The following is a 21,758-nucleotide window of genomic DNA, read 5'->3' as shown; positions in this document are numbered from 1 at the left end:
ACTGCGCCCGGGTGGCCGGGCGCCGTGCGTGCGGCTAGCTGCGCAGGGCCGACCGTGCCGCGTGCCCGATGACCGCGCTGTAGGTGGGATAGGCGAACTTCACCCGGGCGAGGGTCGCGAGGTCGGTGCCGGCCGCCATCGCGGACGCCACGGCCGTGATCACCTCCACGGCGTTCTCCCCGACCGCGTGCGCCCCGAGGATCAGCTCCCGACGCCGGTCGATCACGAGCTTGAGGAAGCCCTGCTCGCGGTCGTCGATGATCGGGCGTTCGACGGCGGCATAGGGCACTGTGACCGCGAGGCACTCGGCGTCCCGCTCCCTCGCCCTGGTCTCCGTGAGCCCGACGCCGGCGTAGTCCGGATCCGTGAAGCCGCCCTCGGGCAGGAGGTGGTGCGGCGTGGTGCGCGTGGCGCCCAGGACCGCGTTCTCGGCTGCCGTCTCGCCCTCGAAGACCGCCGCCTGCACGAGCATGCTGCTGCCGTTGGCGTCACCGGCCACGAAGATGTGCGGGACGTTCGAGCGCAGGTACTCGTCGACGGGGATGAAGGACCGGGCGGTCACGACGCCGGCCGCCTCGAGACCCAGACCGGGAAGATTCGCGGGCCAGCCCGCAGCCATGATGACGGCGTCGACCGTCCGCGAGCGCGCCGCGCCGTCCTGCTGCCAGGTGAGATCCAGCCCTCCGTCCCCCCTGCGGATGCCGTCCACCCCTCCGATGCCGGTCTCCACCTGCACGCCCTTGCCGAGGAAGGCGGCCGTGACGGCGGCGGCGACGTCGTCGTCCTCGGTCATGAGGATGCGCGGCGCGAGATCCAGCAGGAGGACCTCCGAGCCCAGGGCGTCGAAGATGGTGGTCATCTGCGCGCCGGTGTGGCCGGCGCCGATGATCGCCACGGTGCCGGGGAGGCGCTCGAGACCGAGCACCTCGTGCGGCAGGACGGCGTGCTCGGCGCCCTCGATGGGCAGGCGCCGGCCGCTTCCCCCGATGCACAGGATGATCGAGGCGGCGCTCACCTCACGGCCGGCCACGACGACGGAGTGCTCACCGGTCAGCTCGGCGTCGCCCTCGATGAGCTCGATGCCGAGCCGCTCCATGGTGGGGCCGTACCCCTTCGCGTCGAGCACGCGGGCCACGGTGGCCCGCACGCGCTGCACGGTCCTGTCCCAGTCGACGGACGGGTTGTCCACCACGATCCCGTAGTCGTACGCCGTCCGGACCTCGCGGAACAGTCGTGCCGTCTTGGCGAGCACGCGGGTCGGCACGCACCCGGAGTTCACGCAGGTGCCGCCCAGGGCGGACCGCTCGACGACGGCCACGCGCGCCCCCAGTTCGGCGGCGCGTGTGGCAGCCGCCATGCCGGCGGGTCCACCGCCGATCACGAGGACATCGAACGTGTACTCCATGAAACGCTCCTTCGGTCACTCTTCGCGGGCTCGTCCCATCCTCCCCGGAGGCGGCCGGGGCCACAATGCGCCCCCGGAATACCCCACGGCGCGGACGCGCTGTGGTGCGGCCGGGGTCCAGGGGGCCTACGATCGAAGTTCACTCGACTCGAACGGATGCAGATGCTCGGGCACGCTGGGGAGCGCTCACGCTACACACTCACGGACGACGGCGCTTTCCTGCGCCTGCGCTGGGCCGCGGGGGTCACCATCGAGGCGGACGACGTGCGCGCGACGACGGCCGCCGTGACGGCGGCGTCGCCCACGGGCAGACGGCCGCTCCTGGTGAACATCGGACTGGTCGACGCGATCACGCGGGACGCCCGCCGCCTCCTCATCGAGGACACCTGTTCCCTGCGGACCGGCGTGGTCGGCGTCGACGAGGTGGGCAAGGTGCTCACGGCCTTCAACTACCGCTCGGCGACCCCCAGCAGGTACTTCACGGCCGAGGCCGAGGCGATCGCCTGGCTGACCGGCACGGCCGAGGGCGGAGAGACCACCAGCCGGCAGGCCGTGGACCCCGACCCGTTCAGGGCCCGGATGGAGGACGGCCTCCTGGTGGTCGAGTGGGACCGCGGCACGAGCGTGACCACCGAGGCGGCGGAATCCGTGGTCACCGCCGCCGCAGCCCTCAACCCCTCCCGCCGTCCGCCGATGCTCGCGCTCAACAACAACATGGTGTCCCTCACGCGTGAGGCGCTGCAGGTGTTCGCGGAGCGGCTCGACGTCTCCGCGCTCGCGATCGTCGGCGTGGAGGGTGACCGGATGATCGCGGCCTATTACAAGCAGCTCCACACACCGCCCTATCCCACGAGGTTCTTCGACTCGGCGGCCGAGGCGAGGCTCTGGCTCGCCTCGGCAGGGGCCCCCTGACGGAGGACTGCACATCGGCGGGCCACGGGCGATGCCCGGGCCGGGCACCCGTGCGATTCCACGGCGCGGGCCGATACGCCCTACCGTGAGGTCGGTGACCATCCAGTCCTCAGGAGGAACCGCATGAGAACCGTCAAAGCCTACGCAGCCCCGTCCGCCACCGAGCCGCTCGTCCCCACGACCATCGAGCGCCGTGACGTCGGCCCGCTGGACGTCCTGATCAAGATCGCCTACGCCGGCGTCTGCCACTCCGACATCCACACCGTGCGCGGCGAATGGGGGCCGCAGCAGTACCCGCTGACCGTCGGCCACGAGATCGTCGGGATCGTCGAGGAGACCGGGGCCGAGGTGACCCGGCACAAGGTCGGCGACCGCGTGGGTGTCGGCTGCATGGTCGACTCGTGCCGCGAGTGCGCCAACTGCCGGCAGGGCGAGGAGCAGTACTGCCTGAACGGGAACGTCGGGACGTACGCCGGCGTGGACCGTGACGGGTCGATCACCCAGGGTGGCTACTCCACCCACATCGTGGTCGTCGAGGACTTCGTCCTGTCCGTACCGGAGGCCATCCCCTACGAGGCGGCCGCACCGCTGCTCTGCGCCGGGATCACCACCTACTCGCCGCTCGCCCACTGGAACGCGGGCCCCGGCAAGAAGGTCGCGGTCGTCGGGCTCGGCGGCCTCGGCCACATGGCCGTCAAGATCGCGCACGCGATGGGCGCCGAGGTCACCGTGTTGTCGCAGAGCCTGGGCAAGCAGGACGACGGCAGGCGCTTCGGTGCCGAGCACTACTACGCGACCAGCGATCCCGACACGTTCAAGCAGCTCGCGAGCAGCTTCGACCTCATCCTCAACACCGTGAGCGCGAAGATCGACCTGGACGCCTACCTCTCGCTGCTCCGCCTCGACGGGACCATGGTCAACGTGGGAGCGCCGGCGGACGCGCTTCCCCTGCACGTGTTCACCCTGTTCAACCAGCGGCGCTCCTTCGCCGGCTCGGGGATCGGTGGCATCCGCGAGACCCAGGAGATGCTCGACTTCTGCGCCGAGCACGGGATCGCACCCGAGATCGAACTCATCGCCGCCGACGCGATCAACGAGGCCTACGAGCGCGTGCTGTCCTCCGACGTGCGCTACCGCTTCGTCATCGACACCGCGACCCTCGGGTAGTCCGCCCGCACGACCCGCAGGCCGCCCCCTCGGGTAGCCGGCCGACCACGCGGGCCGGAGCGGGCAGGGGGCGGGTACGTCCGGTGCCCGCCCCCTGCCGCGCACCCCGTGGTGGGGAGGCACCAAGTATGCTGTCCAACGGTGGCCGGTCCCGGCCGCACGCCCGGTCCTGGTCCGATCGCGGCGGGACACGGCTTTCGGTGAACGGGTACTGGGGATGGGCGAGAAGGGCATGAACGGGGTCGTGCGGAGGCTGGCGGCGCTCCCGCCGGTATCGCTCCACCTGGTGTTCGCCGTCCTGCTCGCCGCCGCCGCGCTCTTCGGCCGCCACACCAACCTCGAGTCCTCCGGACTCGCCCTGGTCTGGCCCGCCGCCGGTGTCAACTTCCTGTGGGGACTCTGGGCCTCGCGGACCCGGCGGGATCTCGCCGTGGCCCTGGTGGCGACGCTGCCCATCCTCGCCGTCGTCAACCTGGCCACCGGTCTCAGCCTCGCGCTCGCGCTCGCGGTCGCCTTCGGGAGCATGGCGCAGACGGCCGTCGCCGTCTCCCTCTTCCGGCGGCTGGTGCCGGGCCTCACCGTGCAGACCGTCGGGGACTACCTCCGGCTCGGCATGGTGGCCCTCGTCTCCTGCTCGGTGGGCGCACTGTTCATCGTGGCCGGCAGCGCCGTGGACGGCATGGCCGAGCCCGTGAATGCCTTCATCCCCTGGCTGGTCCGCCACGCGGTGTCCCTGACGGCGCTCGGATCCCTCGGGGTCGTCATCGCCTCGGGCATCAGGGCCAGGGCCGGCGGCGAGGTGTACCCGAAGCTGACCTCTGCGCGCCGCGCCGAGTACGCCCTGCTGGTTCTCGTATCGATCGTCCTGTACACCGCCACCTTCGGCACCGCCGCCGCCCTGCCGATCGCCTACATCACCATCCCCGCCCACATGTGGGCCGGGCTGCGTCTCCGCGCGGGGTGGGCCACGCTGCACGGCCTCCTGAGCGGCGGCTTCCTGGTCTTCTTCACCCTCAGCGGCCTCGGGCCGTTCCAGGGACTGGGTCCCGTCACCGCCGCCTACGTCGCCCAGTCCTTCATGTTCATCGCCTTCTCGCTCTCGGCGGTCCTCGCCCTCAGCATGGACGAGCGGCGCCGGTTGATCGCCCGCCTGTACCGCGCCACGGAGGAGGCGGAGGCGGCCGCGGACCTCCGGGACCTCGTGATCGGCAGGATGAACGACGGCGTCCTCGTCGCGGGGCCGGACCGTCGACTGATCTTCCAGAACGCAGCGAGCGAGCGCTGGCTCGGGTCCGGCACGGCACAGCCCGGTGAGATCTGGCGGCGGGACTACGAGGTCACCACTGCCCGGGGGGAGCCCCTGGACGAGGGGGACAACCCCCTCACCCGGGCGCTGGAGGGGACCGTCACGGAGCGCATGGACCTCGACCTCGTGCACCGTACGGGCGAGGTGATGCACCTGTCGGTCGACGCCGTCCCCCTTCCCGGCGAGCGCGGCGCGGTGGTCGTCCTGCGCAACGTGACGGACGAGCGCGTGTACCAGCGTGATCTCGGGCGCTTCGCGTCCGTCGTCGCGCACGACCTCCTGACACCGCTCACGGTCTTCGACGGCTGGCTCGAGCTGCTCGAGGACCCGGACCTGCCGCTCGCCGAACGGCAGGCCAGCATCGAGCGGCTCCAGCAGGCGAGCCTGCGCATGAGGACCCTCATCCGCAACCTGCTCGCCTACAGCCTGGCCAAGGAGGAGCGGCTCACCGCATCGAGGATCGACGTGGGGCAGGTGGTCGAGGGCATCATCGACCTGCGGACCGCCCTGCCGGGCACGCAACTCCCCGAGGTCCGGTTCGTGGTCGACGCCCACGACCCGGTCTACGCCGACCAGCGGCTGTTCCTGCAGCTCATGGAGAACCTCGTGGGCAACGCCATGAAGTACGGCAGGACGGACGGCACCGGCGAGGTGACCGTGGCGACCACCGTGGACGCCTCGACCGGCAGGACGCTGATCCACGTCCGTGACAACGGGATCGGCGTCCCCGAGGGCGATCTCGAGCGGGTGTTCGAGGAGTTCCACCGCTCCGAGAACGGGATCGGACAGGCGACGGGCACGGGCCTGGGGCTCGCCATCTGCCGGCGCATCGCCGAGGCCCACGGCGGATCCATCAGCGTCCGCAACCTCGAGGAGGGCGGCGCGGAGTTCACGGTCGGCCTGCCCGGCGCGCCGGACCAGTTGCCCGCGGGCATCCCGCTGGCCGCCGACGAGCACACCCCCCGGGTCTCCACCCCCTGACCCGTCCCGGCATCCCGCCGGGGCCCGGGCCTACGTGTCCGAGCGCGGGTACAGCTTGGGCGAACCGTCCCGGCCCCTGCCGGCGCGCAGACCGGCCAGGACCTCCGCCATCGCCTCGCGGGAGGAGTGCCGGGCCTCCCAGCCCAGGACCGTCCGCGCCTTCGACGTGTCCATGACCGGGCTCTGCGACGCCATGTCGATCCACCCCGGATCCGTCCGCTGGAGGCCCAGCCCCCAGCTAGCGCCGACGATCCATCGCAGGAGGCGCACCGGGAAACCGATGACGCGGCGTGCCCCCAGGAGGTCGGCGACACGCTCCGGGGTGAGCTCGGGCTCGGCGGCGATGTTGAAGGCACCGGAGGCACGCCGTGCGACGACGCGCCAATAGGCGTCCGCGACGTCGTCGGCGTGCACCGCCTGGAAGATGAACGACGCCGGGACGGGCAGCAGGGGCAGTGGCAGGCCGCCCAGCAGCACCTTCGGCACGAGCGGACCCAGGAAGTAGCGCCCGATCTCGCTGCCGGCCGGGCCCTGGAAGATCAGCCCGGGCCGCAGCCGTGCCACCGGGATCTCGGGGAAGTCGTGCTCGAACGCGTCGAGCAGCCGCTCCTGCTCGGCCTTGTGGCGGCTGTAGTGGGAGGACGGGATGCCGGCCGTGGGCCAGGACTCGTCCTTCCGGGTGGCCTTGTCCGCGGGGGAGTAGGCCCCGACCGACGAGGCGCAGACGAACTGCCGCACACCGGCGGCGCCCGCGGCGGCGAGAGCGTTGGCCGTCCCGGTGACGTTGGTCCGGTGCATGGCCGCCTCGTCACGGTTCGGCTGGATGGCCCACGCCAGGTGGATCACGGCGTCGACGCCGGCCAGTGCGAGGGTCAGGGCCTCGCGGCCCTCGTCGGTGCCGACGTCGATCGCATGCCAGTCCACGCCGTCGTACGGTGCCCGGGACGTGTCCGGCACGGTGCGGGCGATCGCGGTGATCGCGATACCTCCCGTGTCCTCGGAGGTGTCGAAACCGGAGCGCCGGATGGCCTCGCGGTCGCCGGCGGCGCGCTGGAGCCGGGAAAGGACCGCCGTGCCGACATTGCCGGTGGCGCCGATGACTGCGATATGCATGATTTCTCTCCTGAGCCGGATATTGCCACCTGACGATGCGTGCACCGATCGAGACTGGACTGCTAAGCAAGCTTATGGTGCAGTTGAAGCAGACGTACAGTCGCCAGCCCGCCCCACCGGGGCCCGACCGGAAGGTATCCGTGAGCAGCAACAGCAGGGTACGCAGCGACGCCACGAGCGACGCCAGTCAAAAGGCGCGGAACGCGCCGGATCCCGATGATCCCCGCAAGCCGGACGATCCGAAGGACGTCAAGAAGCCGGCGTGGAAGTACGTGTTCAAGCGCTCGGTCAGCGAGTTCGGCAAGGACCAGTGCACCGACCTCGCAGCGGCGCTGACGTATTACGCCGTCCTCGCGATCTTCCCCGGCATCCTGGCGCTCCTGTCGCTGCTCGGACTGTTCGGGCAGGCCCAGAACACGACGAACCAGGTGCTCGAGATCATCGGCCAGTTCGCGCCGCCGGACACGCTGGAGACCATCAAGCCGACGATCGAGGGCCTCGCCTCCAACCAGGCAGCCGGGCTGACGTTCGTCATCGGCCTCGTGGGCGCCGTCTGGTCCGCGTCGGGCTATGTGAACGCGTTCTCGCGGGCCATGAACCGCGTCTACGAGGTGGAGGAGGGCCGCGGCTTCATCAAGCTCCGCCCCCAGATGCTGCTCATCACCGTGATCGTGCTCATCCTGATCGTCGCCATGGGCCTCATGCTCGTCCTGTCCGGGCCCGTCGCGGAAGCCGTCGGCAACACCATCGGGCTGGGCGGGACCGCCCTGACCATCTGGAACATCGCCAAATGGCCGGTCGTGGTGCTCTTCGCGATCCTCATGATCGCCGTGCTGTACTACGGCGCACCGAACGTCCGGCAGCCCAAGTTCCGCTGGATGAGCCTCGGCGGTTTCATCGCGCTGCTCGTCCTCGCCATCACCACCGCGGCGTTCTCCTTCTACGTGGCCAACTTCGGCAGCTACGACAAGACGTACGGCGCGATCGCCGGCGTCATCGTCCTGCTGCTGTGGATCTGGCTCGCGAACCTCTCACTCCTGTTCGGGGTGGAGTTCGACGCCGAGATGGAGCGCGGACGCCAGCTCCAGGCAGGCATCGAGGCGGAGGAGACCATCCAGCTCCCGCCGCGCGACACCAAGGCCGCGGACAAGAAGGCCGAGAAGCAACTCAAGCTCGTCCGCGAGGGCCGCGAGCTCCGCGAGAAGTACGAGCGGGAGTCCGCCCAGCGGTAGCCACGCGACGCACCTGCCAGGAGGCCCGGCCATGCTTTTCGGCCGGGCCTCCTGCGTGCCGCCCTAGACTGGCACCATGACCGACACCGAGCAGACCGGCACGCACAGCACCAAGGGGTCCTACGTGACCACGGGCGCGGAGTTCACGCGGGACACCCAGTACATCGAGACCCGGATCACCCGCGACGGCGCCGACGGCTACCCGGTGGAGGCGGGGCGCTACCGGCTGATCGCCGCCCGCGCCTGCCCCTGGGCGAACCGCACCATCATCGTGCGGCGGCTCCTCGGACTGGAGGATGCGATCTCCCTCGGGACCCCCGGGCCCACGCACGACAGCCGGTCCTGGACCTTCGACCTCGACCCGGACGGGCGCGACCCGGTCCTCGGCATCGAGCGCCTGCAGGAGGCCTTCTTCAAGCGCGATCCGGACTACTCCCGCGGCATCACCGTGCCGGCCGTCGTGGACATCACCACCGGCGCCGTGGTGACCAACAACTTCCCCCAGATCACCCTCGACTTCTCCAGCGAGTGGAAGGACTTCCACCGGGAGGGCGCCCCCGACCTGTACCCGGAGTCACTCCGCGAGGAGATCGACACCGTGAACCGGCGGGTCTTCACCGAGGTGAACAACGGTGTGTACCGGTGCGGATTCGCAGGCTCCCAGGAGGCCTACGACGCCGCCTACGACAGGCTGTTCACGGCGCTCGACTGGCTCGAGGAGCGCCTGGCCACCCAGCGGTTCCTCGTGGGGGACACCATCACGGAGGCCGACGTCCGCCTGTTCACCACGCTGGTGCGCTTCGATCCCGTCTACCACGGCCACTTCAAGTGCAACCGGAACAAGCTGACCGAGATGCCCGCCCTGTGGGGCTACGCGAGGGACCTGTTCCAGACGCCGGGCTTCGGGGACACCATCGACTTCGAGCAGATCAAGCAGCACTACTACATCGTCCAGGAGGACATCAATCCCACCCGGATCGTGCCCAAGGGGCCGGACCTCGCCCGGTGGGCGACCGCACACGGCCGTGAAGCGCTCGGCGGGCGGCCCTTCGGGGACGGCACGCCGCCGGCCGCAGCCTAGGCCGGACGGGCCCTCGACGGGCCGCCGGGTCCTTCCGTCGGTCCGTCCCGCGCGCCGGATTAGGGAACAAACTCGTTTCTTAATTGTCCGGAGCGTAGGCTAGCCTTACTTCAGACCGATCGACCCGTCTGAGGGAGGCACCATGGCAGTCCAGGCCACCTCCCTGCGCCCTGGTCAGGCCGCTGGAGATCTCCCCGCGCGCCGTCGATCCTCCACCCCCCGCACCCTCGTGAAGCTCGTCCTCACGGCGCTGGTGCTCCTCGTGTTCTGCCTCGCCTCCCTCACCATCGGCGCGCGCTCGGTCGGGATCGGCACCATGCTCGACGCCGTCACGGCCTTCGACCCCTCGAACGGCGACCACGCCGTGGTGCTCTCCCGCGTCCCCCGCACGGTCGTGGGGCTGCTCGTCGGGGCCGCCCTCGCCTCGGCCGGCGCCGCCCTGCAGGGTGTCGCCCGCAACCCGCTGGCCGATCCGGGGATCCTCGGCATCAACGCGGGGGCGTCCCTCGCCGTCGTCGTCGGCATCTACGTCTTCGGCCTCAGCGGTGCATCCGGCTACATCTGGTGCGCGTTCGCCGGAGCCGGCGCGGCGGCCCTCGTGGTCTATGCTGTGGCGAGCCTCGGACGGGAGGGTGCGACGCCGGTCAAGCTCGCCCTCGCGGGGGCAGCCCTGGCCGCGGGCCTGGGCAGCCTCACCAACGCGGTCCTCGTTTCGAGCCAGGAGACGCTCGACGCCTTCCGCTTCTGGCAGGTCGGCACGCTGTCCGGGCGCGGGTGGGACGTCATCGGCGCCGTCGCCCCCTTCATCCTCGGCGGCCTCGCGCTGACCCTCGCCACCGGCAAGGTCCTCAACAGCCTGGCGCTCGGCGACGACGTGGCCCGCGGACTCGGCCAGAACGTGAACCTGGCCCGCGGCGTCACGGCCCTCGGCGTCGTGATCCTGTGCGGTGCCGCCACGGCCGCGGCCGGGCCGATCGCCTTCGTGGGCCTCGTCATCCCGCATATGGTGCGGCTCGTCGTCGGCGCCGACTACCGCTGGATCCTGCCGTTCTCCGCGCTCCTCGGACCCGTGCTGCTGCTCGGGGCGGACATCCTCGGGCGCATCATCCTCCCGCCGGGCGAGGTGCAGGTGGGCATCATGACCGCCGTCGTGGGTGCGCCCTTCTTCATCTGGCTCGTGCGGCGCCGGCGGATGGCCCAGCTGTGAGCGCCACGCTCGACCACGCCGTCGCGCCCCGCCCCGCCGTAGGCCTCGCCGCCGGCCGGGCCCGTCGCCGCAGGAGCACGGGTACGCGGCTGGCCATGGTGGCCTCCGTCGTTGTCGTGCTGTTCGCCGTCAACGTCCTCCTCGGCTCCTACACCGTCACCATCCCCGATTTCTTCCGCATCCTCGGCGGCGCGGACATCCCGGGAGCGAGCTTCATCGTCCTGGAGAACAAGCTGCCCCGGGCCGTGATCGGCCTCCTGATCGGGGTGGCGTTCGGCATCGCCGGCACCGTCTTCCAGACGATGCTGCGCAACCCCCTCGCGAGCCCCGACATCATCGGCATCAGCTACGGTGCGAGCGCAGCCGCCGTGACGGCGATAGTGCTGTTCGGTGCCGCGGGTGCCGCGGTGTCCGTCTCGGCGCTGCTCGGTGCGCTGCTGGTCGCCGCGGCGATCTACCTCGTCTCCCGGCGCGGGGGAGTGGCCGGGTACCGGCTCATCCTCGTGGGCATCGGATTCGCCGCAGTGCTGCACGCCCTCGTGAGCTTCCTCATCACCCGCACCGACCTCCGCACGGCGAGCGAAGCCGTCCTGTGGCTGGGCGGCTCGCTCAACTCGAGCACGTGGGACCGCGCGACCGTGCTGGCCGCCGCCCTCGTGGTGCTGCTCCCCGCTGCGGCAGTGCTCTCGCGGAGCCTGAAGGGCCTCGAACTGGGCGACGACGCCGCGGCGGGCCTCGGTGTCCGCGTCGAGGCCTCCCGGCTGGGACTGATGGCCGTGGCCGTCGCCCTCGCCGCTGTCGCCACCGCCGCCGCAGGGCCCGTCGCCTCCGTGGCGTTCCTGTCCGGGCCCATCGCCCGACGCCTGCTCGCCAACCGGCCGTCCCCGGCCATGGCGGCCCTCGTGGGCGCCGTCATCGTGCTCGGTGCGGATTTCATCGCCGCGAACCTCATCCCCGGGACGTCGCTGCCCGTCGGCGTCCTGACCGGCGCCCTCGGCGCACCGTTCCTGCTGTGGCTGCTCGCCACCGCCAACCGCTCAGGCCAGGGAGGCTGACCATGGCTCCACGCGCTCGGACCGACCCGCGAACCGCGCACACGCTGTCCGCTGCAGGGATCTCCCTCGCCTACGGTGAGCGCACCGTGGTCGACGGGCTCTCCGTCGAGCTGCCCGCCGGCAGGATCACGGTGATCGTCGGCGGCAACGCGTGCGGCAAGTCGACGCTGCTGCGCGGCCTCGCACGCCTGCTCAAGCCCGTCGAGGGCACCGTGGTGCTCGACGGGGCGGACATCTCCACGCAGTCCACGAAGGCCGTCGCCCGGGTGCTCGGACTCCTGCCGCAGACGCCCGTGGCGCCCGACGGCATCACCGTCGCGGACCTCGTGGGCCGTGGCCGCTATCCCCACCAGGGCTGGTTCCGCCAGTGGACACCCGAGGACGACGACGCCGTCGCGGACGCGCTCGAAGCCACGGACACCCTGTCCCTCGCCGACCGAACCGTGGACGAACTGAGCGGCGGCCAGCGCCAGCGCGTGTGGATCGCCATGGCCCTCGCGCAGCAGACGGGGATCCTGCTGCTCGACGAACCCACCACGTTCCTGGACGTCACCCACCAGATCGAGGTGCTGGACCTCATCACCGACCTGAACCGGCGCTCCGGCACCACCGTCGTCATGGTGCTCCACGACCTGAACCTCGCCGCCCGCTACGCGGACCACCTGATCGCCATGCGGGAGGGCCGGATCGTCGCCGAAGGGGCGCCGTCCGCCGTCGTCACCGAGGAGACGGTGACCGGGGTCTTCGACCTCGAATGCCGCGTCATCCAGGACCCGGTGTCCGGTACGCCGATGGTGGTACCCGTCGGCAGGCACCATGGCGCCCCATCAGCCGTTTTAGCCAAGACACCCCCTCCCGGCCACGAGCCGGCGAGGGGCTACCGACCCAACCCGCAGGACACCGTTCCGGCACGCGTGGAGGCATCATGACCGACGTGACCCAGAAGACCGCCCGCCGGACCGCCGCGGACACCGAGCCCATGGTGCTCGCGTTCGACGTCGTCGTCACCGCCGTGCAGGACCTCACCGCGAACTTCCGCCGCATCACCTTCGGCGGCGCGTGCCTCGAGGCGTTCGGGGTGGCCGGGGACACCCTGGACCTCCGGATCAAGATCATCATCCCGTCCGCGGGACGCGCCTGCCCGGACATCGCCGGGATGATGCAGGGCGGTGCCGCGGCGAGCTGGTACCAGCTGTGGCTCGCCATGGACGCCGAGGAGCGCGGCTCCATGCGCACCTACACCGTGCGCGACTCGCGCTGCGCCGGTCCGCAGCCGGAGATCGACGTGGACTTCGTGATGCACCTCGACGACGACGGCCGCGGTGGCCCCGCGTCGGAGTGGGCCGCAGCGGCCCGGCCCGGCGACCGGGTGTGCATCATCGGCCCCAACTCCTCCGCGGCCCAGTGCTCGACGGCGGGCGCCTACGGGGGCATCGAGTGGAGCCCGGGGCTCGCGCAGCACGTCCTCCTCGCCGGCGACGAGACCGCGGTCCCGGCGATCAGCGCCATCCTCGAGGCACTTCCCGAGGACATCAGCGGACATGCGTTCCTGGAAGTGCCGGAGGGTCAGGACATGCAGCGCATCGGGACGCGCTCCTCGGTCTCCATTACCTGGCTGGCCCGCGGGCAGCGCCCGCACGGGGAACTGCTCGAGGCCGCCGTCCGGGACGCGGTGCGGGTGCCCGGTTGGGTCTCACTCTCCGGCCCCAATGCCGGTGCCAGCGGAGGCAGCGAGCCGGAGGAGGTCGACATCGACCGGACCATCCTCTGGGAGACCCCCCAACTGCTCGAGGCGGCGATCGTGCAATCGACCGTCAACCCGGAACGGCCTCCCGGCACCCAGCCCTTCTACGCCTGGATCGCGGGCGAGGCGGCGGTGGTGCGGGGACTGCGCCGCTACCTCGTCCGCGATGTCGGCGTGGACCGCAAGCAGGTCGCCTTCATGGGGTACTGGCGCAAGGGCCGGGCCGAGCTGTCCTGAGAGCCGGGCTGTCCCGAGCGCCGGGCTGTCCCGAAGCAGTATCCGCGGCCGGAACCCAGGTTCAGCCGTACATTTCCTCAGGATTGCCGACGGCGGAATGCAGTATTGCATGAATTGTCCACAGGCCGGATAACGGAATTGTAACTTCGCCTTTCCTCGCCTACTGTTTGAGCAGTCAAAGCTCCATCGTGGAATTCAGGTCCGTACGCCCAACCCTGTCAGCGGACCGCCTGGACAAACCTGTGACAGGGGTGGAGGGCCCACATCCCGGCGGCACGAACCACCTCGCCGGTGGAGCCCTCCCGCATAGTCCGACAGCACGGTCTCTCCCGCGGTCCCGCCGCGACGAAGGCCGCGCCGAGGGGTCCGAGTTCATTCCTGCTCGCACCCGACAGCCGACTTCGCGGGCGTGTGGGAGAGGCAATCAGTGTGACCCAGACGGTTATACCGGGGCGCCGTCGTGCGTCCGACGAGCACCCGCACCAGGCGGTCAAGCACCTCCCTGCGCACCTCCCGGCCCGCCGCTCGCTGCGCGCCCAGCCTCAGCGCACCTCCACCGATCCCGGTCGCCCGGACATCCGCCCGGCCGAACCGTCCGTCCACCCGGCCGAACAGACCGTCCGCCCCGCCGAGCCGTCGATCCGCCCGGCCGAGCCGCTGACCCGCCGCGCACTCCGCGAGCAGGAACGGGCCGTCGCCTCCGTCGGGGGTGCCGTCCCTGCGGAGATCGTCCCTGTGGAAGCCGTCCCTGCGGCTGCCGTCCCCGTCCCGGCCGACACCGCACCGCAGCGTACGCAGCCCACGCAGGGCACCGCCGCGCTGCCCTCACGCCGCAGTGTGCGCGACACCCCCGCGGTGGCGCACCAGCCGTCCCGGGAAGGGCATGCCGCAGGCGTGCGTCCCCCGGCGACCCGCCGGACGGCCATCCGGACCGGCAACCGCCCGACGCCGTTCACCCGCCTGCGCGACAACGCGGCCACGGCCGGCATCGTCCTCGCCTCGGCCGGCCTGCTCATGGGCGCCGTCGCGCCGTCCGTCACCTCGACGGGCACCGCCGACGCAGCGGGCGGGACCGCCCTCGCGTCGGACGCGGCCCGGGCGGTCACCGCACCCGCGGGAGCGATCGTGGACTTCGGCCTGGAGAGTACCGGATCCGCCGACGAGGGCATCGCACCGGCGATCGCGACTGCACGGGCCCTCTCGAGCTCCCTCACACCTGCGGCGAAGCAACGCAAGGCCTTCAGTGTCCCAGTGGACAACCCGGTGGTCGCGTCGACCTTCGGGTACCGGGTCGATCCTATGGGCGGTTTCGGATCAGAACTCCACACCGGCCTCGACTACGCCAGCGCGTGCGGGACACCCGTCGAGGCCGCCGACGCCGGGACGGTCGTCGATTCGGGCTGGCACGCCTACGGCGGCGGACAGCGCATCGTGATCGACCACGGCGACGGCCTGAAGACCACCTACAACCACATGAGCTCCCTCGCGGTGCCGGCCGGCACCACCGTCGAGCGCGGCGACCTCATCGGAGCCGTCGGCAGCACGGGCAACTCCACCGGGTGCCACCTCCACTTCGAGGTCATGGTCAACGACGATAAGGTCGACCCGCAGCCCTGGCTGTAGCCGGACGCCGCCCCGCGCCGGTCAGGGCAGCGGTTCGCTCACGACGGCGGGATCCTTGTACCCGAGCGGCATGCGCAGCCGGAGGGAATCGGGCTTGACCTCGAACGCCATGTGCGTCGCGCGGCCGAGGGGGTCGCCGTCGAGCTGCACCTCGAGGGGTTCGCGGAGCGTGATCTCGGCCGTCCGGCACTGGAAGTACTCCAGCGAGGGGTCCTTGCTCTTCCCCTTGCCGCGCGCGACGAGCTTGCCCACGACCGCCAGCCAGCCGAGCTTGCCCTTGGGGGCCACGGTCATGAGGTCCATGAGGCCGTCGTCGATCCTGGCGCCGGGGAAGATCTCGAGGCCGCCCATGATCTTCCCGCAGTTGCCGCCCATCACGCTGCGCAGGCGACGTTCGAAGGGCTTGCCCCCGTTCACGGAGATCGTGGTGCGCGAGGGCCTGCCGGGCAGGTTCCTGATCCCCGCATCCACGTAGGCGAGCCAGCCGACCTTGTCCTTCAGGTCGTCGCGGGTATCGGACATGATGGCGGCGTCGTAGCCGATACCGGCCATGACCAGGAACACGTGCGCGTCCTGGGCTCGGTCCACCGTGACGTGCACGACGTCGATGGTGCGCTCGGTCCCGCGGAACGCGGATTCGACGGCGGCGTCGGGGTCGTCGACGGCGATGTCGAGGTTGCGGGCCAGCAGGTTCCCGGTGCCCAGCGGCACGAGCGCCATCATGGTCCCGGTCCCGGCGAGCTCCTCGGCGACGCACCGGACCGTGCCGTCCCCGCCGGCCGCGATGACCAGGTCCACCCCGGCGGCGAGCGCCTCGCGCGCCTGGCCGTGCCCGGGATCCTCCGCGGTGGTCTCGATCACCAGGGGTTCCTCCCAGCCGTCCTCGGCGGAGATGCGCCGGACGGCGCCCTCGACGTCGGCGGTGGTGGCCTTGATCGGATTGACGATGAGCGCGGCGCGCCGGCCGCCCGATCCGGCGTCCGCGACAGTGTCTGTGGTCGGCTCGGGTGATACGTCGGTGGGCATGGTGTCCTTCGGGCGGGGTGTCAACGGATGGCTCCGTCGAGCTTATCCCGGCCGTCCCCGGCGCCGAGGGTAATCTTTGGGACGTGAACTTTCCCCAGCGATATGTGGCCCTCGGCGATTCCTTCACCGAAGGGGTGGGCGACTGGGATCCGGCGTCCCCCAACGGTGTGCGCGGCTGGGCCGACCGCGTGGCCGAGCAACTCATCCTTGCGGACCCCTCCTGGGGTTACGCGAACCTCGCGATCCGCGGCAAGAAGATGCGCCAGATCCTCGACGAGCAGATCGATGCAGCCCTCGCGCTGCAGCCGACGGTCGTCACGATCTACGCGGGTGCCAACGACATCCTGCGGCCGCGGATCGACATCGACTCCCTCATGGCGCACTACGACGACGGCATCGGGCGGCTCCGCGACGCCGGCGCCGCCGTCGTCCTGTTCACGGGCTTCGACGCGGCCGGCTCCGCGGTCTTCGGGAAGACCCGTGGGCGCACGGCGGTCTACAACGAGTGGGTCCGCGAGATCGCGGACAAGCGCGATGCCACGATCGTGGACTACTGGCGGCTGCGCGAGTTCCAGGACTGGGGGTACTGGGACGTCGACCGGATGCACATGTCCGCCGCAGGACACACGCTGATGGCCGCCCGGGTGCTCGAGGCCATGAAGGCCTCCCACCGGATCGACCTGCCCGAGCTGGAGGCCCGCCCGGTCCTCCGGCGGGCCGAGCAGCTGAGGGCGGACGCGCAGTGGGCGCGGGAGTACCTGAAGCCGTGGGTCGGGCGACGGCTGCGCGGCGTCTCCTCCGGCGACGAACTGACCGCCAAGTATCCGACGCCCGTGCACCCCGACCGGATGTCCGTCACCGCCTGACACCCCTGCCACGGCGGCCGGCGCCGCCGTGGCATCCCACCCGGGAGGACGCTTGATCTTGCCGGACCGACGGGACCCACGCCTCGTGACCATACGGCGGGGCGGCTCCCTCACGGATGCCGACCACCGGTTGCTCGCCCTGTGGGCGGCTGACTGCGCCGAGCACGTCCTGCCCCTCTTCGAGGGGGCGGAGCCCACCGACCTGCGGCCACGCCACGCGGTCGAGGCCGCTCGTGCCTGGGTGGAGGGCGGGCTGCCGATGATGGCCAGCCGCGCATCGGGCGGCCACGCGATGGGTGCCGCGCGGCCGCTGCAGGGCGCTCCGCGCTTCGCCGCCTACGCCGCCGGCCAGGCCGCCTGCGTGCCCCACGTCCCCGAGCACGACCTGGGGGCCGCGGCCTACGCCATCAGGGCCGTGCAGGCCGCCGCCCCTCGCGGCCAGGACGCCGCGGCAGGCATCGCGGAGCGGGACTGGCAGCGGGCCCGCCTGCCGCAGCACCTGGAGGGCCTCGTCCTGGAGGACCAGCGACGCCGCAACGCCATCTGCTGGCAGGTGTTCGGTGACTGAGGACCGCGACAGGCCGGACGCCCGGGATCCGGTGGTGCTGCAGTACCCGCTCCGGGGTCCCCTGCGGGTGCGCAACAGCCCGGCCCGCCGGGTCCCCAGCCACGGCACGCACCTGATGGGCACCACCTACGCCATCGACCTCATCCCCGTCGACGCGCAGGGCCGGGTGGCCGCCCGCACCTGGCGCACGCTCGTCGCGACGGAAGCGCCGGAGCGTTTTCTCGGCTTCGGGGCCCCGGTCCTCGCGCCCTCCTCCGGCACCGTCGTCGTGGCGCACGACGGCGAGGAGGATCACGAGGCGCGGAGATCGCAACCGGCGCTGCTCTCCTACCTGGCGGGCCAGGGGCGCCGGATCCTCGACGGGCCAGCGGCGATCGCGGGCAACCATGTCGTCATCGCCGTCGGGCGGGACGGCCCCTTCGTGCTGGTCGCCCACCTCCGCCGGGGCTCGCTCCGGGTCCGGGTGGGGGAGCAGGTGACCGCGGGCCGACAGCTGGCCGAGTGCGGGAACTCGGGCAACAGCACCCAGCCCCACGTGCACCTGCAGGTCACCGACAGCATCGAGTGGGGCACCGCCCGGGGCCTGCCCCTCGCCTTCCGGACCGCCACGGGCACCGAACTGCCGGGCGAGTCGCAGATCGTGACCGGCTGACCGGCTGACCGGCTGACCGGCTGACCGGCTGATCGGTGACGGGTGACGGGTGACGGGTGACGGGTGGCGGGACCACGGGCCATGGGCGTCCCGATCCCAGGGAGTGACACCGTGCGTCGATGTGCACCGACCGACGCCGACAAGCACCCGCACCCGGGCCCCGCAACCCGGCACCGCTCCTGCCCGGACCCTTTCGGCGGCCGGGAACCGGTGTGCCAGAATGAGCGGATGGCGGCGCAATGGCTCACTCCCGACGAGCGGCGCGCATGGCTGGCCCTGTATGCGCTGACGTCCCTCGTCCCCGCGAGCCTCGATGCGCACCTGTTCCGGGAGGCACGCATCACCCTCTTCGACTACCACGTCCTCGCGATGCTCTCCGAGTCCGAGGACCGGCGCCTGCCCATGAGCGAACTCGCTGCCCGCTCGACGGCGTCGCTCTCGCGCCTCAGCCACGTGGTGAAGAAACTGGAAGGGCGCGGCTGGGTGTCCCGCCTCCCGTCCTCCTCCGACGGACGGGTGACGACGGCGTCGCTGACCCCCGCCGGCTTCGACATGCTGACCGAGCTCGCGGTGTCGCACGTGGCGCAGGTCCGTGCCACGGTCTTCGACGCCCTGGACGGCCAGGACGTCGCCGACCTCGAGCGGGTGGGCCGCAAGATCCTCCGCGGCATGGACGGTGCGCACTGGATCCTGTCCGACGGCGAGGATGCCGAAGAGGCCGCGGTGGCGGCTGCCGGACCGAACGCCCCCTGACCTCCACACCTCCCGAGCACCTCCACACCTCCTCGGGCACGGGACCCGTGCCCGCCCAGCACCACCAGAGCATCGGGCGCCGCCCCGGGACAGGATTCCACATGGACCAGCACGGGCAGTTCCGGCATCAGCCACGCATCCTCGCGATCGTCCTGGCCGGCGGTGCCGGCGGCCGACTCGGCGCCCTCACCGATCACCGCGCGAAACCGGCCATGCCCCTCGGCGGCAGCTTCCGGCTCATCGACGTCGCCCTGTCGAACCTCCACCACAGCGGGATCTCCGACGTCTGGATCATGGAGCAGTACCAGCCGAAGACCATCAACGACCATCTCCGCAACGGCCGGCCCTGGGACCTCGACCGCACGCGCGGCGGGCTGCTGGTGCTGCCCCCGTTCAGCGGGCACGAGGGTGAGGGGTTCGCCGAGGGCAACGCGGACGGCCTGCTCCGCCAGGCATCCTTCATCCGCGACTTCGCACCGGATCTCGTCCTGGTGCTCAGCTCCGACCACCTGTATCGGCTGGATTACCGCGACGTCGTCGACACGCACCTGCGGACGAACGCGGACCTGACGATGGTCACGGTCGACTTCGACGGGGATGCGACGAGCCACGGCGTGGTGTCCGTGGGCGACGACGGACGGGTGACGGGCTTCGACTACAAGCCGGAGGAGGCGCACACGAGCATCGTCACCGCCGAGATCTTCCTCTACACCGCGACGGTGCTGCTCGACACGCTGGAGAGCCTGCAGGACGCCGAGGGCGGGCTGGGGGACTACGGCCACCACCTGGTGCCTCACCTCGTGGAGCGGGGTGCCGTGGTGGAGCACCGGCTCCACGGGTACTGGCGTGACCTCGGGACGCCGGTCAACTACCTCCGCGCGCATCTCGACCTCGTGGACGGCAGGGGGCTGGACCTCGCCGATCCGCAGTGGCCCATCCTCACCGAGCCACCCCACCTGGCCCCGGCCCTCGTCGGCGCGGGAGCCGTCGTCGCCGACGCGCTCATCGCGCCGGGCGCCGCGGTCCACGGCACCGTCCGCAGGAGCGTCATCGGCTCCGGCGCCACGGTCGAGGCCGGTGCCGTCGTGGAGGACTCGGTGCTCCTCAACCGTGTCCGGGTCACCCGGGGCGGCGTGGTCCGGCACGCGATCGTGGACTCCGACGCGGTCGTCTCGGACCGGCGCGAGGGGGCCGGGCCGGACGAGCCCGCCGTCGTCGACCGGGACGGGCAGACCCGCGACTGACCCGTTTTGGTCAGGCCTGATCCTGCCGGTAGTATGGTAGGGCGTTTGGCTGTGGCTGACGCCGACCCGTCCACGGACGGAGCGGAGTCCGCCCGGCTACCCGCGACTACCTGGAATGTAGGGCTGCGCCGGCCGAGAGGCCGCGCCGTCCGATCTTCACCGTCTTCCCCGCGGCGAGGCGCTTCGGCAGGTTCTCACCCTGCCAGGCCAACCTCCGGAAAGCTGCAGTAATAACGGTGTCATTACTGGTGGCGGGACGCCCCACAAGTGATTCCGTCACGTTCATCTAATCTGGAGGAGAGTTATGGCAGCCCACTGCCAAGTGACCGGAGCCGAGCCCGGCTTTGGACACAGCATTTCGCACTCGCACCGCCGCAACAAGCGCCGGTTCGACCCCAACATTCAGAAGAAGCGCTACTACGTGCCTTCCCTGCGCCGCAACGTGACGCTGCAGGTCTCCGCCCGCGGCATCAAGACGATCGACGTCCGCGGCATCGACGCTGTCGTCGCGTCGATCCTCGCGAGGGGAGTGAAGCTCTAATGGCAAAGGACAAGGACGTACGTCCGATCATCAAGCTGAAGTCCACCGCAGGGACGGGCTACACCTACGTGACGCGCAAGAACCGTCGTAACGATCCGGACCGCATGGTCCTGATGAAGTACGACCCCAAGATCCGCAAGCACGTCGAATTCCGAGAGGAGCGCTAAACCATGGCCAAGAAGTCAAAGATTGCTCGCAACGAGCAGCGCAAGGTCATCGTCGAGCGCTACGCGGCCAAGCGCCTCGAGCTCAAGAAGACCCTCGTCGACGAGAACGCCACCGACGAAGCGCGCGAAGCGGCACGCCTCGGCCTGCAGAAGCTTCCCCGCAACGCCTCGCCGGTGCGCCTGCGCAACCGCGACCAGATCGACGGGCGCCCCCGCGGCACGCTCCAGAAGTTCGGCATCTCGCGTGTCCGCTTCCGTGACATGGCGCACCGGGGCGAGCTGCCCGGCGTGACCAAGTCGAGCTGGTAACAGCATCCGGGGCGTGACGCCCCTGCACGGTACTTAGAAGCCGGCAACCCTCGGGTTGCCGGCTTCTGTGTTTTTCGGCGACGGATGCGCGCGGGAGACGCCGAAACTGACCCGAAACGGCCCTCTTCGGGCCGAAAAGCCGCGTAAACACGCGGGGCAGGGCGTCCAAGCTGATAGATTTTCGGACAGAGGCTTTCGAATACCGCGAAAAGCTCGTTCCACAGAATGACGTCCAGGAGGACCCAAATTGGCTAAAAACCGTAGTGAACTTGTTGCCGAGGTAGCAGCGAAGGCCGACACCAGCCAGGCCGCCGTCAACGGCGTCCTCGACGCGCTGTTCGACGTCTTCGCCGAGTCCATCGCCAAGGACGAGAAGATCACCATCCCCGGCTGGCTCGCCGTGGAGCGCACCAGCCGTGCAGCGCGCACCGGCCGCAACCCCCAGACCGGCGAGACCATCCAGATCGCCGCCGGCCACAGCGTCAAGCTGACCGCCGGCTCGAAGCTGAAGGCTTCCGCCAAGTAGTCCGCGTCCTCGAAGGGCCGCTGCCGCACCGGCAGCGGCCCTT

At 71.0% G+C, this 21,758-nt stretch carries 22 protein-coding genes; 19 read left to right on the top strand and 3 right to left on the bottom strand.

Annotation, left to right across the window (positions count from 1 at the left end; genetic code table 11):
• Positions 1-34 precede the first annotated feature (34 nt).
• The gene (locus QFZ50_RS13550) at positions 35-1,405 is read right to left on the bottom strand and encodes a dihydrolipoyl dehydrogenase family protein (RefSeq protein WP_307084992.1); all 1,371 of its coding nucleotides are present in this window, start codon (positions 1,403-1,405) and stop codon (positions 35-37) included.
• 162 nt (positions 1,406-1,567) lie between these two features.
• Here QFZ50_RS13550 and QFZ50_RS13545 point away from each other — a divergent pair, with 162 nt between their 5' ends.
• The 3 genes from QFZ50_RS13545 to QFZ50_RS13535 all read left to right on the top strand — a co-directional run bounded on the left by QFZ50_RS13545 (position 1,568) and on the right by QFZ50_RS13535 (position 5,771).
• Positions 1,568-2,317, top strand: a complete 750-nt coding sequence (locus QFZ50_RS13545; protein WP_307084991.1) for a DUF7793 family protein — start codon at positions 1,568-1,570, stop codon at positions 2,315-2,317.
• Between the two features lie 123 nt (positions 2,318-2,440).
• A complete protein-coding gene (locus tag QFZ50_RS13540) occupies positions 2,441-3,484 on the top strand; it encodes an NAD(P)-dependent alcohol dehydrogenase (RefSeq protein WP_307084990.1) in 1,044 nt (347 codons plus the stop codon).
• Between the two features lie 217 nt (positions 3,485-3,701).
• On the top strand, positions 3,702-5,771 hold the full coding sequence (locus QFZ50_RS13535) for a sensor histidine kinase (protein ID WP_307084988.1): 2,070 nt from the start codon (positions 3,702-3,704) through the stop codon (positions 5,769-5,771).
• A 30-nt stretch (positions 5,772-5,801) separates the two neighbouring features.
• Here the strand turns inward: QFZ50_RS13535 and QFZ50_RS13530 are convergent, their stop codons facing one another.
• Positions 5,802-6,884 carry an NAD-dependent epimerase/dehydratase family protein gene (locus QFZ50_RS13530; RefSeq protein ID WP_307084986.1) on the bottom strand — a complete coding sequence of 361 codons (1,083 nt, stop codon included), beginning with the start codon at positions 6,882-6,884 and terminating at the stop codon, positions 5,802-5,804.
• Positions 6,885-7,024: 140 nt separating this feature from the next.
• Between QFZ50_RS13530 and QFZ50_RS13525 the strand changes: the two genes are divergently transcribed.
• The 7 genes from QFZ50_RS13525 (at position 7,025) to QFZ50_RS13495 (ending at position 15,063) form a co-directional block, all read left to right on the top strand.
• Positions 7,025-8,116 (top strand): YihY/virulence factor BrkB family protein, encoded by a 1,092-nt coding sequence (locus QFZ50_RS13525; RefSeq protein WP_307084984.1) that lies wholly within the window; start codon positions 7,025-7,027, stop codon positions 8,114-8,116.
• A 76-nt stretch (positions 8,117-8,192) separates the two neighbouring features.
• A complete protein-coding gene (locus QFZ50_RS13520; protein WP_307084982.1) occupies positions 8,193-9,197 on the top strand; it encodes a glutathione S-transferase family protein in 1,005 nt (334 codons plus the stop codon).
• 142 nt (positions 9,198-9,339) lie between these two features.
• Positions 9,340-10,404, top strand: a complete 1,065-nt coding sequence (locus QFZ50_RS13515) for a FecCD family ABC transporter permease (protein WP_307084980.1) — start codon at positions 9,340-9,342, stop codon at positions 10,402-10,404.
• A 95-nt stretch (positions 10,405-10,499) separates the two neighbouring features.
• Positions 10,500-11,459, top strand: coding sequence for a FecCD family ABC transporter permease (locus tag QFZ50_RS13510; protein ID WP_307086820.1), 960 nt, complete (start codon positions 10,500-10,502; stop codon positions 11,457-11,459).
• A 2-nt stretch (positions 11,460-11,461) separates the two neighbouring features.
• Positions 11,462-12,388: an ABC transporter ATP-binding protein gene (locus tag QFZ50_RS13505; RefSeq protein ID WP_307084978.1), complete on the top strand. Its 927-nt coding sequence runs from the start codon at positions 11,462-11,464 to the stop codon at positions 12,386-12,388.
• A complete protein-coding gene (locus QFZ50_RS13500) occupies positions 12,385-13,440 on the top strand; it encodes a siderophore-interacting protein (protein WP_307084977.1) in 1,056 nt (351 codons plus the stop codon). Before QFZ50_RS13505 ends, QFZ50_RS13500 begins: the two co-directional genes overlap by 4 nt.
• Before the next feature lie 429 nt (positions 13,441-13,869).
• On the top strand, positions 13,870-15,063 hold the full coding sequence (locus QFZ50_RS13495; RefSeq protein ID WP_307084975.1) for a M23 family metallopeptidase: 1,194 nt from the start codon (positions 13,870-13,872) through the stop codon (positions 15,061-15,063).
• Positions 15,064-15,084: 21 nt separating this feature from the next.
• Here QFZ50_RS13495 and QFZ50_RS13490 read toward each other — a convergent pair whose 3' ends face one another.
• Complete coding sequence (locus tag QFZ50_RS13490; RefSeq protein WP_307084973.1) at positions 15,085-16,089, bottom strand: diacylglycerol/lipid kinase family protein; 1,005 nt, start codon at positions 16,087-16,089, stop codon at positions 15,085-15,087.
• 83 nt (positions 16,090-16,172) lie between these two features.
• Between QFZ50_RS13490 and QFZ50_RS13485 the strand changes: the two genes are divergently transcribed.
• The 9 genes from QFZ50_RS13485 to QFZ50_RS13445 all read left to right on the top strand — a co-directional run bounded on the left by QFZ50_RS13485 (position 16,173) and on the right by QFZ50_RS13445 (position 21,715).
• A complete protein-coding gene (locus QFZ50_RS13485; RefSeq protein WP_307084971.1) occupies positions 16,173-16,955 on the top strand; it encodes an SGNH/GDSL hydrolase family protein in 783 nt (260 codons plus the stop codon).
• A 52-nt stretch (positions 16,956-17,007) separates the two neighbouring features.
• Positions 17,008-17,523, top strand: a complete 516-nt coding sequence (locus tag QFZ50_RS13480) for a putative immunity protein (RefSeq protein WP_307084970.1) — start codon at positions 17,008-17,010, stop codon at positions 17,521-17,523.
• Complete coding sequence (locus QFZ50_RS13475; RefSeq protein WP_307084968.1) at positions 17,516-18,175, top strand: M23 family metallopeptidase; 660 nt, start codon at positions 17,516-17,518, stop codon at positions 18,173-18,175. The genes QFZ50_RS13480 and QFZ50_RS13475 overlap by 8 nt, the downstream gene beginning before the upstream one ends.
• Before the next feature lie 228 nt (positions 18,176-18,403).
• Positions 18,404-18,928, top strand: coding sequence for a MarR family winged helix-turn-helix transcriptional regulator (locus tag QFZ50_RS13470; protein ID WP_307084966.1), 525 nt, complete (start codon positions 18,404-18,406; stop codon positions 18,926-18,928).
• Between the two features lie 101 nt (positions 18,929-19,029).
• Positions 19,030-20,172 (top strand): glucose-1-phosphate adenylyltransferase family protein, encoded by a 1,143-nt coding sequence (locus QFZ50_RS13465; protein WP_307084964.1) that lies wholly within the window; start codon positions 19,030-19,032, stop codon positions 20,170-20,172.
• Between the two features lie 304 nt (positions 20,173-20,476).
• Positions 20,477-20,713 carry a 50S ribosomal protein L28 gene (gene rpmB, locus QFZ50_RS13460; RefSeq protein ID WP_043441573.1) on the top strand — a complete coding sequence of 79 codons (237 nt, stop codon included), beginning with the start codon at positions 20,477-20,479 and terminating at the stop codon, positions 20,711-20,713.
• Complete coding sequence (gene rpmG / locus QFZ50_RS13455) at positions 20,713-20,880, top strand: 50S ribosomal protein L33 (protein ID WP_019481734.1); 168 nt, start codon at positions 20,713-20,715, stop codon at positions 20,878-20,880. Before rpmB ends, rpmG begins: the two co-directional genes overlap by 1 nt.
• Positions 20,881-20,883: 3 nt before the next feature.
• On the top strand, positions 20,884-21,189 hold the full coding sequence (rpsN, locus tag QFZ50_RS13450) for a 30S ribosomal protein S14 (RefSeq protein ID WP_026545363.1): 306 nt from the start codon (positions 20,884-20,886) through the stop codon (positions 21,187-21,189).
• A 247-nt stretch (positions 21,190-21,436) separates the two neighbouring features.
• Positions 21,437-21,715, top strand: coding sequence for an HU family DNA-binding protein (locus QFZ50_RS13445; RefSeq protein ID WP_104181350.1), 279 nt, complete (start codon positions 21,437-21,439; stop codon positions 21,713-21,715).
• Positions 21,716-21,758 lie beyond the last annotated feature (43 nt).

The organism is Arthrobacter agilis, assembly GCF_030816075.1.
Classification (GTDB): Bacteria; Actinomycetota; Actinomycetes; order Actinomycetales; family Micrococcaceae; genus Arthrobacter_D; species Arthrobacter_D agilis_E.
Note: the sequence above shows the minus strand (reverse complement) of the source record. Positions and strands in the feature narration are given on the sequence as shown.